The 15,567-nt window shown below is 66.9% G+C and carries 14 protein-coding genes; 5 read left to right on the forward strand and 9 right to left on the reverse strand.

The annotated features are described in order from the left end of the window. Nucleotides 1–2,220: RelA/SpoT family protein (locus tag HGR_RS00365; protein WP_006296045.1), on the forward strand; the 2,220-nt coding region annotated here is incomplete at its 5' end. Between the two features lie 45 nt (nt 2,221–2,265). Here the strand turns inward: HGR_RS00365 and HGR_RS00370 are convergent. The 8 genes from HGR_RS00370 to HGR_RS00405 form a co-directional block, all read right to left on the reverse strand. After that, entirely contained in the window at nt 2,266–2,940 is a 675-nt protein-coding gene (locus HGR_RS00370) for an amino acid ABC transporter permease (RefSeq protein WP_006296046.1), read from the reverse strand. 2 nt (nt 2,941–2,942) lie between these two features. Further along, the gene (locus HGR_RS00375; protein WP_006296047.1) at nt 2,943–3,623 is read right to left on the reverse strand and encodes an amino acid ABC transporter permease; all 681 of its coding nucleotides are present in this window, start codon (nt 3,621–3,623) and stop codon (nt 2,943–2,945) included. Next, the gene (locus HGR_RS00380) at nt 3,620–4,375 is read right to left on the reverse strand and encodes an amino acid ABC transporter ATP-binding protein (protein ID WP_006296048.1); all 756 of its coding nucleotides are present in this window, start codon (nt 4,373–4,375) and stop codon (nt 3,620–3,622) included. The genes HGR_RS00375 and HGR_RS00380 overlap by 4 nt, the downstream gene beginning before the upstream one ends. 49 nt (nt 4,376–4,424) lie before the next feature. Further along, complete coding sequence (locus HGR_RS00385) at nt 4,425–5,285, reverse strand: transporter substrate-binding domain-containing protein (RefSeq protein WP_006296049.1); 861 nt, start codon at nt 5,283–5,285, stop codon at nt 4,425–4,427. Nucleotides 5,286–5,342: 57 nt separating this feature from the next. Beyond that, nucleotides 5,343–6,809: a dihydropyrimidinase gene (gene hydA, locus HGR_RS00390; protein ID WP_006296050.1), complete on the reverse strand. Its 1,467-nt coding sequence runs from the start codon at nt 6,807–6,809 to the stop codon at nt 5,343–5,345. A gap of 12 nt (nt 6,810–6,821) precedes the next feature. Continuing rightward, entirely contained in the window at nt 6,822–7,601 is a 780-nt protein-coding gene (locus tag HGR_RS00395; protein ID WP_006296051.1) for an SDR family oxidoreductase, read from the reverse strand. Nucleotides 7,602–7,611: 10 nt separating this feature from the next. Beyond that, the gene (locus HGR_RS00400; protein WP_006296052.1) at nt 7,612–8,550 is read right to left on the reverse strand and encodes a dihydrodipicolinate synthase family protein; all 939 of its coding nucleotides are present in this window, start codon (nt 8,548–8,550) and stop codon (nt 7,612–7,614) included. A gap of 97 nt (nt 8,551–8,647) precedes the next feature. Further along, complete coding sequence (locus HGR_RS00405; protein ID WP_006296053.1) at nt 8,648–9,577, reverse strand: LysR family transcriptional regulator; 930 nt, start codon at nt 9,575–9,577, stop codon at nt 8,648–8,650. Between the two features lie 133 nt (nt 9,578–9,710). Here HGR_RS00405 and HGR_RS00410 point away from each other — a divergent pair, with 133 nt between their 5' ends. Both HGR_RS00410 and HGR_RS00415 read left to right on the forward strand, forming a co-directional pair. After that, on the forward strand, nt 9,711–10,370 hold the full coding sequence (locus HGR_RS00410; protein ID WP_006296054.1) for an aspartate/glutamate racemase family protein: 660 nt from the start codon (nt 9,711–9,713) through the stop codon (nt 10,368–10,370). Between the two features lie 42 nt (nt 10,371–10,412). Continuing rightward, on the forward strand, nt 10,413–11,861 hold the full coding sequence (locus HGR_RS00415) for an FAD-binding oxidoreductase (RefSeq protein WP_006296055.1): 1,449 nt from the start codon (nt 10,413–10,415) through the stop codon (nt 11,859–11,861). A 63-nt stretch (nt 11,862–11,924) separates the two neighbouring features. Here the strand turns inward: HGR_RS00415 and HGR_RS00420 are convergent, their stop codons facing one another. Next, nucleotides 11,925–13,442, reverse strand: a complete 1,518-nt coding sequence (locus HGR_RS00420; RefSeq protein WP_006296056.1) for a helicase HerA-like domain-containing protein — start codon at nt 13,440–13,442, stop codon at nt 11,925–11,927. A 74-nt stretch (nt 13,443–13,516) separates the two neighbouring features. On the opposite strand from HGR_RS00420, the gene HGR_RS00425 reads away from it, so the two are divergent. Together HGR_RS00425 and purD are read left to right on the forward strand one after the other, a co-directional pair. After that, nucleotides 13,517–14,236, forward strand: a complete 720-nt coding sequence (locus HGR_RS00425; RefSeq protein WP_006296057.1) for a YebC/PmpR family DNA-binding transcriptional regulator — start codon at nt 13,517–13,519, stop codon at nt 14,234–14,236. A gap of 14 nt (nt 14,237–14,250) precedes the next feature. Next, complete coding sequence (gene purD, locus HGR_RS00430; protein ID WP_006296058.1) at nt 14,251–15,555, forward strand: phosphoribosylamine--glycine ligase; 1,305 nt, start codon at nt 14,251–14,253, stop codon at nt 15,553–15,555. Nucleotides 15,556–15,567: the final 12 nt, after the last annotated feature.

Below are 15,567 nucleotides of genomic sequence, written 5' to 3' on the forward strand. Positions count from 1 at the left end.
CCCTCGCGGGCTGGCTCGGCCATTGCGCGCGCGCGCGCCTTCGCCGAGCCACTGCTGGCCGGAGAGACGCTGGAGACCGGTGAAAACACCTTGGCCCATGCCGACGCCGTGGCGTCCATCTTGCGGACCATCGGGGGGGCAGAGGCCATGCAGGCCGCGACCTACCTGGTCTACGCCAGCGCCTACCTGAACAAGCCGCGCGAGGTCATCGCACAGGCTTTTGGCGAGAGTTACGCCGCGCTGGCGGTAGAGACCACGCAACTGGTGGTGGTGCAACGCCAGGCGCGCGCCAAGGCGCAGCGCGAGTTGCTCGAAAAAACAGGCAGTGAAGCCGCGGGCATGGATCTGGGGGCCGTCCAGATCGAGAACGTGCGCAAGATGTTGCTGGCGTTCTCGCGTGACCTGCGCGTGGTCCTCTTGCGCCTTGCCTCTCGCCTGCAAACCTTGCGCTGGTTCGCGGCCAGCAAGCGGCCTCTGCCGCCCGGACTGGCGGCGGAGTCGCTGCATGTCTTCGCGCCTTTGGCCAACCGATTGGGCATCTGGGAGATCAAGTGGGAGATGGAAGACCTGGCCTTCCGCTTCCTGGAGCCCGACACCTACAAGCACATCGCTCGCTTGCTTGACGAAAAGCGCATTGAACGCGAGGCGTACGTGGCGCAACTGCGCGACACCATCGAGCGTGAGCTGCGCGCCCAAGGCATGGAAGTCGAGGTGCAGGGGCGCCCCAAGCACATCTACAGCATCATCCGCAAGATGCGCGGCAAGTCATTGGACTTCGACCGCATCTACGACGTGCGCGCGCTGCGGGTGGTCGTGTCGGACGTGCCAGCGTGCTACGCCGCCCTGAGCTGGGTGCACAGCCACTACACCCCCGTGGTCGAGGAGTTTGACGACTACATCGCCCGCCCCAAGCCCAATGGCTACCAGTCGCTGCACACCGTGGTGCGAGATGCGGAGGGCCGTGCCATCGAAATTCAGATCCGCACCCAGGCCATGCATGAGCATGCCGAGCTGGGCGTGGCCGCGCACTGGGCCTACAAGGAAGCCGGGGCGAAAGGCTATGGCGGCGGCGTGACCGCCGACAGCGCCTACGACGCCAAGATCGCGGTGCTGCGCCAACTGCTGGCCTGGGAGCAGGACTTGTCCAGCGGCAAGGACGAGAGCGCGTCGGGCCTGGCGCGCGGCGCGGCCGGTGCCGTGCTGGACGACCGCATCTACGTGCTGACCCCGCAGGCCACCATCGTGGATCTGCCCCAAGGCGCCACGCCGGTGGATTTCGCCTACAGCCTGCACACCGACCTGGGCCACCACTGCCGCGGCGCGCGCGTTGACGGCGCGATGGTGCCGCTGAACACGCCGTTGAAGAACGGTCAGACCGTGGAGATCACGGCCGTGAAGGAGGGCGGGCCGTCGCGCGACTGGCTCAACCCCGAATTGGGCTACATGGTCAGCCCGCGCGCGCGCGCCAAGGTGCGTGCCTGGTTCAATGCCCAGGCCGCGCAAGAGACCATCGCGCGGGGGCGCGAGGCGGTGGAGAAAATCCTGCAGCGCGAGGGCAAGACGGCCATCAAGCTGGACGACCTGGCCGCGCAGTTGGGCTTCACGAACGCGCAGGCCCTGTTCGAGGTGGTCGGCAAGGACGAGTTGTCCATGCGCAGCATCGAGGCCGTGCTGCGTCCGGCCGAACCCGCTCCCGCGGTCGAGGCCGACGACGCCGTGCAGTCCATGCTGCGCCGCCCGCGCAGTGACGGCGCGGGCAAGGGCGGGGTGCTGGTGGTCGGCGTGGACTCGTTGCTGACCCAACTCGCCAAATGCTGCAAGCCCGCGCCGCCCGACGCCATACGCGGCTTCGTGACGCGAGGCAAGGGCGTCAGCGTGCACCGGTCTGACTGCGCCAGCTTGCAGGCCCTGATCAACACGCACGGCGAACGGGTGATTGATGTCGAATGGGGGCTCTCCAAGACCGGGGGTGAGGGCAAGAACAGTCCGGTCTACCCGGTGGATGTGCACATCGAAGCCGCCGACCGCCAGGGCCTGCTGCGCGATGTCAGCGAAGTCTTCGTCAAAGAAAAGATCAACGTCATTGGCGCCCAGACCCAGACCGTGCAGGGCGTGGCCCGCATGACGCTGACCGTGGAAGTGGCCAGCACCAGCCGCCTGGGCAAGGTGCTGGCGACGGTGGCGGCGCTGCCGGGCGTGTGGAAGGCGAAGCGGCGCTAGCACCCGCCGGCTCGGTCCTAGCGCTGCGTGGTCAGGGTCTTTGAGTTAGCGTCGCCGCAGCCGGTGATGCTCCAGCCGCGCCATCCAGCGCGTCAGCGGCCACAACAACACCAGGTACATCAGCGCCGCCAGCACCACGGGCGAGGGGTTGTAGACCAAGGACTGCGCGTCACGCGCCGCGCGCAACAGCTCGGGCAAACCCACCACGCTGGCGATGGTGGTGAGCTTCACCACTTCGATGCTGTTGCTGACCAGATCGGGCAGCACGTTCTTCACGGCCTGCGGCACGACCACATGGCGCAGCGCCTGCATCCGTGTGAGCCCGGTGGAGCGCGCGGCTTCCATCTGGCCGCTGGGCACCGCTTCGAGACCGGCCCGGAACACTTCCGCGTAATAGGCCGCGTTGTTCAGCAGGAAACCCAGCAGCACGGCGCCGAGTTTGGGGATTTCCCAGCCCAGGAAAGGCAAGCCAAAGTACACGAACACCAGCAGCACCAGCGGCGGGAAAGCACGGAAGAAGTCGATGAAGGCCACGGCCGCCCACCGGGGGGCGCGACGCGTGCTCTGGTTCAGCACCAGGGCGAGGCCCAGTCCGCCCGCCGCGCCCAGTGGTATCACCAGTGCCGACAGCCAGACCGTGGTCCATAGCCCTTGCAGCAGGTAAGGAAACACCTGGCCGTAGATCGGCAGGTTGAAGAAGTTCTGCAGTAGCGCGTCCATGTTCAGCGGTTCTTTCCGCGGCGTTCGATCCAGCGCGCTAGCATCACCACCGGCAGGAACACCACCAGGTAGGCCAGTGCGCCCAGCGTCAGGGGCGTGGGATTGCCCGAGGTGCTGCTGGCGGCCTGGGCCTGGTTCAGGATTTCGCTGAGCGCGACCACCGAACCCAAGGCGGTGTTCTTCGTGATGGAGATCACGCGGTTGGTCAGCGGCGGCACGGAGCGCCGCAGGGCCTGGGGCAGCACCACCCAGCGCATCGCTTGCCACCAGCTCAGCCCGGTCGAGCGCGCGGCTTCCATCTGGCCGTCAGGCAGCGAAACGATGCCGGCCCAGATGCTTTCCTCGGCGTAGGCCGCGAGCACCAGCGACAGCGCCAACCAGGTCGTGGCGAAGGCTGACAGGGGCAGACCGATCGAAGGGAAGCCGAAGTACACCACGATGAGGAGGATCAGGGGCGGCAGGGATCGCATCACATCGGCGTAAGCCACCACCACCAGGCTCAAGACGCGCAAGTGCAGGGCGCGCAGCACGGCCAGTCCCAGGCCCAGCAGCAAGCCCGTCAGCACCACCGCCAGGCCCACGGCGACGGTGACGCCCATGCCCTGAAGAATTTGTGGCCAGTAACGCGCGGCCACCTCCGGATTCAGGAAGGTGAAGACCAGGCCGGTGTGGGTCTCGCTCACGACGCCCGGGCCTCCGCGTAACGGCCGACGAAGCTGCGCGTGCGGGCCTCGCGCGGACGTTCGAATACGTCGGCCGCGCTGCCTTCTTCGATCACCACGCCGCCGTCCATGAACACCACGCGATCAGCTGCCGCGTGGGCGAAGGCCATCTCGTGGGTCACCACCAGCATGGTCATGCCGCCCTCGCGCAACTGGCGCATGACCTGCAGCACATCCTCCACCAGTTCCGGGTCCAAGGCGCTGGTCGGCTCGTCGAAGAGGATCACGCGGGGCTGCAGCGCCACCGAGCGGGCGATGCCCACCCGTTGTTGCTGGCCGCCCGACAGTTGGGCGGGGTAAGCGTCGGCCTTGTGGCTCAGACCCACGCGTTCCAAGGCGGAGAGTGCCGCCGCACGTGCCTCAGCCTTTGGGCGTCCCTGCACCACCCGCAGTGCCAAGGCCACGTTGTCCAGCGCGCTCAGGTGAGGGTAGAGGTTGAAGGACTGGAACACCATGCCGATCTGTTGGCGCACGGCGTTGATGTCGACATCGGCACGCGTGATGTCGCGGCCGTCAAAGATCACCTGCCCTGCGCTGGCCTCCTCCAGCCGGTTGCAGCAGCGCAGCATGGAGCTCTTGCCCGAGCCCGAGGGGCCGATCACGCACACCAGTTCGCCCGGCCGCACCCGCAAGTCCACGCCGCGCAGCACCTCGTTGGCGCCGTAGGATTTGCGCAGTCCGACGAGTTCAAGCAGGGGCGAGGGCGTGGGCATGGCTGCGAGCGTTCAGGCGTAGGTTGGGCGGGCGTTCAGGCGAGCAAGGTCAGACGCATTTCGGCGTGACAGGCGTCGGGTCGTAGCCACCCATGCCCGGCACACCGGTGCCAGGGGCGATCTTCACGGCGGCATCCTCGCTGCCCGGGGTGTAGCCGAACCACTTGAGGGCCAGCTTGGCGAGCGTCCCGTCCTGCTTCATGCATTTCAGGGCATTGGACGCGGCGGCGCGTCCCGCGGTGTCGTCCAGACGGAAGGGCAGGGCCCAGACCAGCCCTGTCTTGATGGTGTAGCCGGTCTGCAGCGCGGGATTTTGCTTGGCGGCCCAGGCCACCACGGTGGTGCCAGCCAGGTTGTAATCGGCCCGCGTCGCGAGCACGGCTTGCACGGCGTCCGCGTTGCTGCCGTAGACGTCGAACTTGAAGTCGTACTTGGCGGCGTTGTCACGCGCCCAGCCTTCGTAGTTGGAGCCCTTGTTGACGGCGATCGTCTTGCCCTTGAGGTCTTCGAGTTTCGTTGGCGCCGTTCCCTTGCGTCCCAGGAAGGTGTAGTCGGTGTCCAGGTAACCCTCGGTGAACAGCATGGCCTTGGCGCGCTCGGGTGTCACGGTCACGGGCGCCAGCAGGAAGTCGTAGCGCTTGCTGTTGAGGCCGGGCACCAGTCCCGAGAACTCCGTGGCTTCGATCTCGATCTTGCGCCCCAGCCGCTTGGCCAGTTCCTCGCCGAGGTCGATGTTGAAGCCTTGTGAGCCGCCGCCGAGCTTGGCCATGGCGTGCGGCGCAAAGGTCGCGTCCACGGCGGTGCGCAGCGGGCCGGTCTGCGCCCAGGCGCTACCCGCGCAAAACAGGGTGGCCGCGGCGCCGAGGGCCAGGGCGCGCAGCGAAACGGAAAGGAGGGGACGGCGTTGCATGTGAAGCACTCCTGGAGGACGGGTTGAACGAAAGAGATGAGGCGAAAACGATGGGCGTCAGTCCGCGCGGCCCAGGCCGACGAGCGCGCTGAAGGCACCGCGTGCCGGATCACGCTGTGTCACTGGGCGCAGGGCGCTGGACCGTCCCCGGGCAACAAACTGGCCACTGCCGCGCGCGGCCAGCAGCTTGCCTGCGCGCACCACGGGGCGGCCTCGGCTGTAGACCTCGGTGGGCCAGCCGGTGATGCGGCGGCCTTCGTAAGGGGTGTAGCCGACGTTGTCGTGGAGCATGTCGGCCCTGACCTCGACCACGCGGCTTGGGTCCCACAGCGCGATGTCGGCGTCCGCGCCCACGGCGATGCTGCCCTTGCGGGGCGCCAAGCCATAGAGGCGGGCGTGGTTGGTGGCCGTCAGCGCGACAAACTGTTCGATGCTCATGCGCCCGGTCATCACGCCCTCGGAAAACAGCAGGGGCAGGCGCAGCTCGATGCCGGGCACGCCATTGGCCATTTCCTTGAACGTGGTGGCCTCGCCCTTGGGCAGCTTGCCCGACACATCGAAGCGGTAAGGGGCGTGGTCCGACGAGAACACGCCCAGTGTGCCGTCGAGCAGACCGGTCCACACAGCCTCTTGCGAGGCCGCATCACGCGGGGGCGGGCTGCAGCAGAACTTTGCACCGTCCATTCCAGGTCGGTCGCTGTCGTGCGCTTTCAGAAACAGGTACTGCGGGCAACTCTCGGCCAGCACCGATGCACCCAACTGCTGGGCGGCGCGGATCAAGGCCACGGTTTCCTGACCAGCCACGTGGACGATCAACACCGGCACATCCACCAGCCGGGACAGCGCGATCGCCCGGTGGGTGGCCTCGGTCTCGGCCAGCGCGTCGTGCGCCACCGCGTGGAACTTGGGCGCGGTGTGTCCCCGTTCCAGCAGGCGGTGCGCGATCCAGCGGATCATGTCGTGGTTCTCGGCGTGCAGCATCACCAAGGCGCCGAGTTCGCCAGCGGTGGCCAGCACGTCCAGCAGCTGGTAATCGTCGAGCTTGAGCTTGTCGTAGGTCATGTAGACCTTGAGCGAGCTGATGCCATCGCGCACCGCCTGGGGTAAGTGCACCCGCAGCGCGGTCTCGTCGGGGTTGGTCAGGATCAGGTGGAAGCCATAGTCGATCACCGCTTTCTCGGCGGCGCGGCGGTGGTAGTCGGCCAGGACCGCGGGGATCTCGTCCTTGCGGTGCTGCGCGGCGAAGGACAGGATGGTGGTGGTGCCACCGAATGCCGCCGACACCGTGCCGCTGTAGAAATCGTCCGCGCACATCACGCCCATGCCCGACAGTTGCTCGATGTGGCAATGGCTGTCGATGCCGCCGGGCAGCACCCAGCGACCGGTGGCGTCCACGTCCTCGCGGCCCGCGGGCAGGGTCGGGGCCAGCGCGGCGATGCGGCCGTCACGGATGCCGATGTCGGCCTCGACGCTGCCGTCCGCGTTGCAGACGCGGCCATGGCGGATGGTCAGATCGAAGTCCATGGTCGATGTGGCTCAGAAGGTGCCGGGGTAGTGGCCGCCATCGAGCAGCAGGTTCTGCCCGGTGATGAACCCGGCTTGCGCGCTGCACAGGTAGGCGCAGGCATCGCCGAACTCGGCCGGGTCGCCCAGGCGGCGCGCCGGGTTGGCCGCGCCCCGTTCAGCGATCACAGCCTCGATGGTTTTGCCGCTCTTGGCGGCCCACTGCGCGGCCGTTTCCTTCAGGCGGTCGGTCACGAAGGGGCCGGGTAGCAGGTTGTTGATGGTGACGTTGTGGGCCACGGTGACGCGGGCCAGTCCGGCCACGAAACCAGTCAGGCCGCTGCGCGCGCCGTTGGACAAGCCCAGAATGTCGATCGGCGCTTTCACCGCGCCCGAGGTGATGTTGACGATGCGCCCGAAGCGCCGCGCGATCATGGTGTCCACCGTGGCCTTGATCAACGCGATCGGCGTGAGCATGTTGGCGTCGAGCGCGGCCAGCCAGGCCTCGCGGTCCCAATCCCGAAAATCACCCGGCTTGGGGCCGCCCGCATTGGTGACCAGGATGTCGGGTTCGGGGCAGGCCGCCAGCACGGCCGCGCGGCCTGCCTCGGTGGTCACGTCCGCGGCGACCGTGCTCACCGGGGCGCCGGTGCTGGCGCGGATGAAGTCCGCCGTGGCTTGCAGTGCCTCTTCGCCACGCGCCACCAGGGTCACGCGAGCACCTTCGCGGGCCAGGGAGATGGCGCAGGCGCGGCCCAGCCCCTTGCTGGAGGCGCATACCAGGGCGCTGCGTCCGGAGATGCCGAGGTCCATGTCGGTGTCCTCAGGCGATGACGTAAGGGCCGCGCTGGTCCAGCGACAAGCCCACGCGCCGCACGGTGGCCTCCAGTTCGCGGGCCGTCAGGGGGTCCATGCGCATGCCCGGCGCGCGGATGGCGTCGCAGGCGATCACGCCGCGGCGCATGTAGGTGGTCTTGCGCAGGGCCAGGCCGACCTTGGGCTGGAACTCGTAGCGGATCAGCGGGCAGTAGCGGTCGAAGGTGGCGGCCGCGGCGGCAAGGTCGCCCGCCGCATGGTGCGCGTAGATGCGCACGAGGATTTCGGGAAAGGCGAAACCGGTCATCGTGCCGACGGCGCCGCGCTGCAGTTCCTCGAGGAAGTAGACGCCGCCCAGGCCGCCGAACACCTTCATGCTGCCCTGCGCCAGTTCGAGGATGCGTGAGATCTTCTGTCCGACCGGCGGTTCTTCCATCTTGATCATGCCCACGCCGCCCTCGCGGCCCAGGCGCGCCACCAGATCGGCGCTGATCTCGGTGCCGAAGGAATCTGGGAAGTCATGGATGACCACCGGGATGCGCACGGACTGCGCGACCGTGCGGTAGTAGTCGAACTGCACCGCGTCGGCGGTGGTGTCCAGGGGCGCGACGAACACGGCCTGCGCGCCCAGGCGCTCGGCCTCGCGGGCTTGTTCCACCGCGCCAGCGATGCCCAGCGCACGCACGCCGACCCACACGGGGACGCGTCCGCGAGCTTGCGCGATGTAGGCCTTGATCACTTGGCTGCGCTCGTCCTGTGACAGCTTGTGCGATTCACCCAGGAAGCCCAGGATGGCCAGGCCGTGCACACCGGCCTCGATCTGGAAGTCCACCAGCGAGGCGATGCTGGCGAGGTCCAAGGCACCGTCGGCGGCAAAGGGGGTGGGGCAGATGGTGTAGACCCCGCGGGCGGAGGCAGAGGGTGAGGCAGAGAAAGAGGCGGTCATGAAGAGAGGCGCAAAGGTCAGTGAAGTTGGCGGCGATTATGGAAAGCAGCCCGGCGCCGTGTCGCGTGCTTTTTTGAGGCCAGTCATTAACATCGTGTTAAGCGATGCTGTCTACGCTGCGGCCTTCGGCTTCAAAGCCTTCGCTTTGCATCAGCTCACGCAGCACGCCCACGAAGGTCTGCGCGATTTGCGACAGCGGTTCGAAGCGCGAATGCACCAGGTTGGCGTGCAGGGCGGGCGCCTCGTGCAGGGGGCGCACCACGAGCTGGCTTGCGGGCCAGCTGCGCACTGAAAACTCGTCCACCAGCGCGATGCCGGCGCCGGCCTGCACCAAGGCGCAGGCGTTTTGCGGCGAGCCGACCTCGATGGCGGTGCGGTAGCCCTGGCCATGGGCCTCGAACCAGCCCGTGACCAGCACACCGAACGGCGAGCCACGGTCATAGGCCACCAGCGGAAAGGCCAGCAGGTCGTCCGCGCCCAGAATCGCGCGGCGTGAGAGCGGATGGTTGTAGGGGCAGATGCAGACCAGGCGCCCGCTGCCCAGCGGCGTGGTGTCGAGGTTGGGGTGCTCGACGGGAAGGATGGTCACGCCGAGGTCGGCCTGGTGGTTCAGCAGCCGCTCCACCAAGGGCGCGTAGCCTAAAAACTGAAAGCCTAACTTCACTTGTGGGTGGCTATGCCTGAAGGTGGCCATGGCCTGAGGAATCACCATCTGACCCACGCTGGGGCTCGAGACCACGTTGAGGATGCCCTCGCGGTGTTCCCCCAGTTCACGCGCCAGCTCGTTGACTCGCAGCACCCCGGCGTAGACCTGCTCGACCTCGCGGAACAGTTTCTTGGCCTCGGGGGTGGCGTAGAGCCGGCCCTTGATGCGCTCGAACAGCGCGAAACCGACCCGCGACTCGGTGTGCGACAGCAGCCGGCTGACCGCTGGCTGCGACACGAACAGCAGTTGGGACGCACCGCTGATCGAACCGGTGATCATGACGGCGCGGAACACCTCGATCTGGCGCAGGTTCATGGACATGGCAGGGGGCGAAGGCGGGCTTCGCATAACAAAGGGTTAACGGTGGCTCACAACAAAGCAAGGCCCATGCCGCGTCCGTCGACTTAGACTGCCTGGCACCCGGACAGCACGTGCCCGGCCCTCTGAACTCGCCATGCCCAACCCGATTTACGTCATCAATCCCAACAGCGACACGGCCGTGACTGCGGGGCTCGATGCCGCCGTGGCTCCGCTGCGCCTGGCGGGCGGACCGCCGATCGAATGCGTGACCTTGGCCGACGGTCCGCGCGGTGTCCAGACCCAGCTCGACGTGGACACGGCCGCCTTGTCAGTCCACCGTTTTGCCGTGGACCACCAAGGCCACGCCAGCGCCTTCGTGATCGCCTGCTTCAGCGACCCGGGTTTGCAACTCCTGCGCGAGACGGTGGGCGTGCCGGTGCTTGGCATCAGCGAAAGCGCGGTGCTGACTGCCCTGACCTTGGGCCAGACCTTTGGCGTGATCGCCATCCTGCAGGGGTCGATCCCCCGCCACTTGCGCAGTTGGAGCGCCATGGGCGTGGCTGGGCGTTGCGCTGGCGAGGTGGCGATCGGCCGGGGTGTGTCGGCCTTGGCCGATCGGCCGGCGACCCTCCAGGCTATGTGCGATGCTGGCCGCCGCCTGCGTGACGAGCGTGGCGCTCAGGTGCTGGTGATGGGTTGCGCCGGCATGGCGCCGTTTCGCGAGCCGGTGCAGCAGGCCACGGGCCTGCCCGTGGTCGAACCGACCCAGGCCGCCACCGCCATGGCGCTGGGGCGCGTTCAGCTGGGCTGGTAATCAACTGCCGTCTGCATCCATCTTCTTTACCTGCCCACCACGATGACACAGAACGCCGAGAACTTCGCCAGCGCGGTGGCCGCCGCTCACCCTGAGTTGCTGCAACGCCTGCATGCCGCGGTGGGCGACGCAGGTTTGGTGCTTGACCCCGAGGCCCAGGCACCCTACCTGCGCGACTGGCTTGGCAAGTGGCAAGGCCGCGCGCCTGTCGTGGTCCGTCCCCGCGACACCGCGCAGACCGCGGCGGTGATGGCCATCTGCCATGAGACCCATACCCCAGTGGTGACCCAAGGCGGCAACACTGGCATGAGCGGCGGCGCCACGCCGGACGGCAGTGGTGCTCAGCTTGTGTTGAGCACCGCGCGCATGAACACCATCCGCGAGGTGGACCCGTTGAACAACAGCCTCACCGTCGAGGCCGGCGTGCTGCTGGCCCAGGTGCATGCGGCGGCGGCGGAGGCCGGACGTTTTTTCCCCTTGAGCCTGGGGTCCGAGGGCAGTTGCACCATTGGTGGCAACCTCGCCACCAATGCCGGTGGTATCGCCGTGCTGCGCTACGGCAATATGCGGGACTTGGTGCTGGGCGTCGAGGCCGTGTTGCCCGACGGGCGTGTCTGGCACGGCCTGCGCGCGCTGCGCAAGGACAACACCGGCTACGACCTGCGCCATCTCTTCATTGGTTCCGAGGGCACGCTGGGCGTCATCACTGCGGCCGTGCTCAAGCTCTACCCGCAGCCGACAGCACGGGCCACCGCCTGGGTCGGTGCTGGCGACATCCAGTCCCTGGTGTCCTTGCAGGCGCAGCTGCGCTCGCGCTGCGGTGAGCGGCTGGTGGCCTTCGAGATGATGTCTCAGGCCTCTCTGGCCCTGGTGCTGAAGCATGTCACGGCCACGCGGGCTCCTTTGCAGGGTGAGCATGCGTACCACGCGCTGGTGGAATTGGCCGACACGCGCGCCGAGGGCCTGCCTGATTTGCTGGAACAGTCCCTGGGGGCAGCGCTGGAAGAGGGGTTGGTCCAGGATGTCGCGATCTGCGCGAGTACCGCCCAAGCCCATGCACTGTGGAAGCTGCGCGAAGGCATCTCGCAGGCCCAGGTGCGGGCCGGCAAGGCGGTCAAGCACGATATTGCGTTGCCTATCTCCGCCATCGCGGGTTTCGTTGCAGACGCCGATGCGGCGCTGCGCGCGCTGTTGCCGGGCGTGCGCATCGTCAACTTTGGCCACCTGGGCGATGGCAACCTGCACTACAACGTGCTGTTGCCGCTGGACACGCCATACGCCGAGTACGCCGCCCACACCGCAACCCTGAACCGGGAGGTGCATGATCGCGTGCACGCCCTGGGCGGCAGCATCAGCGCCGAGCATGGCATCGGCCAACTGCGCCGCGACGAATTGCCACGCTACAAATCTGCGCTGGAATTTGAATTGATGATGCGCATCAAGCAGGCGCTGGATCCGAACCAGATCATGAACCCGGGGAAGCTGCTCTAGGTCTTCCAGCTCCTCACACCCTTTGCTGGTTGAGGGCGGGTCTCGCCGGGGACCTGCTTGTCTTCAGCGCTTGCCCAAGATGCCGCCCAGCACGCCCCGGATGATCTGACGCCCGACTTCGCGGCCAATGGTGCTGGCTGCGCTCTTGATGAATTGCTCCCCCACGCTGGCGCGAGTGCGTTTGGGGCCGCCTCCCAGCAGGTCGCCCAGACCGCCAAGCAGGCCTGCACTGTCCTTGTCTTGCGCCTGGGCCTGGGCCTGGGCCTGGGCCTGGGCCTGTTGGACTTGCTGGACCTGTTTTTCCTGAGTGCGTTGCGCCAGTTTCTCGAAGGCCGATTCGCGGTCCTGGGCTTTTTCGTAGACGCCCGCGACGAGCGAATTCGCCCGCAGCGACTGGCGTTGCGCTGGGGTGACAGGGCCGATCTGGCTGCCCGGCGGCAGCACCCAGGCCCGCTCCGTCACGCCCGGCCGTCCCTTGTCGTCCAGGAAACTGATCAGGGCCTCGCCGACGCCCAATTCGGTGATGGCGCGGGCCATGTCACCCAACGCGGGGTTGGGCCTCATGGTGTCAGCGGCCGTCTTGACGGCTTTCTGATCGCGCGGGGTGTAGGCGCGCAGCGCATGCTGCACGCGGTTGCCCAATTGGCCCAGGACCGTGTCCGGGATGTCCAGCGGGTTCTGGGTCACGAAATACACGCCCACGCCCTTGCTGCGCACCAGGCGAACGACGAGTTCGATGCGTTCCAGCAAGGCCTTGGGGGCGTCGCTGAAAAGCAGGTGGGCCTCGTCGAAGAAGAAGACGAGCTTGGGTTTGTCCAGGTCGCCGACTTCAGGCAGCTGTTCGAACAGCTCCGACAGCAGCCAGAGCAGGAAGGCCGCATACAGTCGCGGCGCGGTCATCAGCCTGTCGGCCGCCAGGATGTTGACAATCCCCTGGCCGCCTTCGGTTTGCATGAAATCCGCGATGTCCAGCATGGGCTCGCCGAAAAATTTCTCGCCGCCCTGGGCTTCGATCTGCAGCAGGCCGCGCTGGATGGCCCCAATGCTGGCGGCGCTGACGTTGCCGTACTGGGTCTTGAACTGCGCCGCGTTGTCGCCGACGAACTGGCACATCGCGCGCAGGTCCTTCAGGTCGAGCAGCAGCAGGCCCTGGTCGTCGGCGATCTTGAAGACCAACTGCAGCACGCCTTCCTGCGTGTCGTTCAGGTCCAGCATGCGGGCCAGCAGCAGGGGGCCGAGGTCGCTGACCGTGGCGCGCACCGGGTGGCCCTGCTCACCGAAGACGTCCCAGAGCGTGGTGGGGCAGGCGGCAGGCTCGGGGGCTTGCAGGCCGCGTTCTTGCAGCACCGCAGCCAGCTTGGCGGGGATGCTGCCGGGCTGGGACAGGCCGCTCAGGTCGCCTTTGACGTCGGCCATGAAGACAGGGACACCGATGCGGGAAAAACCTTCGGCCAGGGTTTGCAGGGTGACGGTCTTGCCGGTGCCGGTGGCGCCCGTGATGAGGCCGTGGCGGTTGGCCTTGTCGGGCCGCAGCACGCATTCAATGTCACCGTGTCGAGCGATCAGGAGGGGGGAGGTCATGTCAGGGCCAGGGAATACAATCGCAAACTTTTCCTAGCCTACCAAAAAACCCAAGGACCCCAGAAGGACACCTTATGGCTGGACACAGCAAATGGGCCAATATTCAGCATCGCAAAGGCCGCCAGGACGAGAAGCGCGGCAAGATCTGGACCCGCATCATCCGTGAAATCACCGTCGCCGCCCGTGCTGGCGGCGGCGATCCCAGCGCCAACCCGCGCCTGCGCTTGGCCATCGACAAGGCCAAGGCCGCCAACATGCCGGCCGATCGCGTCAAGTACAACATTGACAAGGCCACAGGCAACCAAGAGGGCGTGAACTACGAGGAAATCCGCTACGAAGGCTACGGCATCGGCGGCGCGGCCATCATCGTGGACACCATGACGGACAACCGCGTGCGCACCGTGGCCGAGGTGCGCCATGCCTTCAGCAAGCACGGCGGCAACATGGGCACGGAAGGGTCCGTGGCCTTCCAGTTCAAGCACTGTGGTCAGTTGATCTTCGCGCCCGGCACCAGCGAAGACAAGGTGATGGAAGTCGCCCTGGAAGCGGGGGCCGAAGATGTGATCGCCGACGAGGACGGTGCCATCGAGGTGCTGACCGCGCCGGCTGATTTTGAAGCGGTGAAGAACGCTCTGGAGGCTGCTGGCCTCAAGCCCGAGGTCGCGGGCGTCACCATGCGCGCCGAGAACACCATCGAGCTGTCGGGTGATGACGCGGAAAAGATGCAAAAGCTGCTCGACGTGATCGAGGACCTGGACGATGTTCAGGACGTGTACCACAACGCGTCCTTGTGAATGAAAGTACTCGCTTGAAAGTTCTAGTGATCGGCGGCGGCGGCCGCGAACATGCGCTGGCCTGGAAGCTGGCCGCCTCGCCCAAGGTGCAGGTGGTCTATGTGGCGCCAGGCAATGGTGGCACCGCGAGGGACAAACGCCTCGTGAATCTGCCGCATTTGAGCGCGACGGACGCGAAGGCCTTGTGCGAGTGGGCGCAGCAGGAAAAGATTGGGCTCACGGTGGTGGGGCCTGAAGCGCCGCTGGCCGCGGGCGTGGTGGACGAGTTCCGCGCGCACGGGCTGCGCATCTTCGGCCCGACCCGGGCGGCGGCACAGCTCGAAAGTTCCAAGGCCTTCTCCAAGGCCTTCATGAAGCGCCATGGCATTCCCACGGCCGAGTACGACACCTTCAGCGACCCCGTGGCCGCGCATGCCTACATCGACGAGATGGGCGCGCCCATCGTGGTCAAGGCCGACGGCCTGGCCGCGGGCAAGGGCGTGGTCGTGGCGACCACCCTGGCCGAAGCGCACGAGGCGGTGGACTTCATGCTGCTGGATAACAAGCTCGGCGTGAGCCACAACGAAGGCGGCGCGCGCGTGGTGATTGAGCAGTTCCTCCAGGGCGAGGAAGCCAGCTTCATCGTGCTGTGCGACGGCAAGAACGTGCTGGCGCTGGCCACCAGCCAGGATCACAAGCGCCTGCTCGACGGCGACCAGGGGCCGAACACCGGTGGCATGGGCGCTTATTCGCCCGCGCCGGTGGTCACGCCCGAGGTGCATGCCCGGGCCATGCGCGAGATCATCCTGCCCACCATCAAGGGCATGGAGAAGGACGGCATCCCCTACACGGGCTTCCTTTACGCCGGACTGATGATCGACGCTGACGGCCATCCGAAGACGCTGGAGTTCAACTGCCGCATGGGCGATCCGGAAACCCAGCCCATCATGATGCGCCTCAAGAGCGACCTGCTGGACGTGCTGCTGGCCGCCACCGAGGGCAAGCTGGATCAGATCGAATTGGAATGGGACCGCCGCATCGCCTTGGGTGTGGTGCTGGCTGCCCACGGCTACCCGCTGAATCCGCGCAAGGGTGACTTCATCACCGGCTTGCCCGTGGACACCGAGGAGGGCGTGGTGTTTCATGCGGGGACCACGCAGGAAGGCGAAGGCAAGGAAACAAAAGTGCTTGTGTCCGGCGGACGGGTCCTCTGCGCGACGGCCCTGGGCGGCACGACTCGCCAGGCCCAGATGCGCGCTTACGAGTTGCTGGAGAGCATCCGTTTTGACGGCATGCAGTACCGCAAGGACATTGGCCACCACGCCATTCGCAAAGGCTGAGGGCCCTGGGCC

Origin of the sequence: Hylemonella gracilis ATCC 19624, from assembly GCF_000211835.1 — a bacterium.
In the GTDB taxonomy this organism is placed as follows: domain Bacteria; phylum Pseudomonadota; class Gammaproteobacteria; order Burkholderiales; family Burkholderiaceae_C; genus Hylemonella; species Hylemonella gracilis.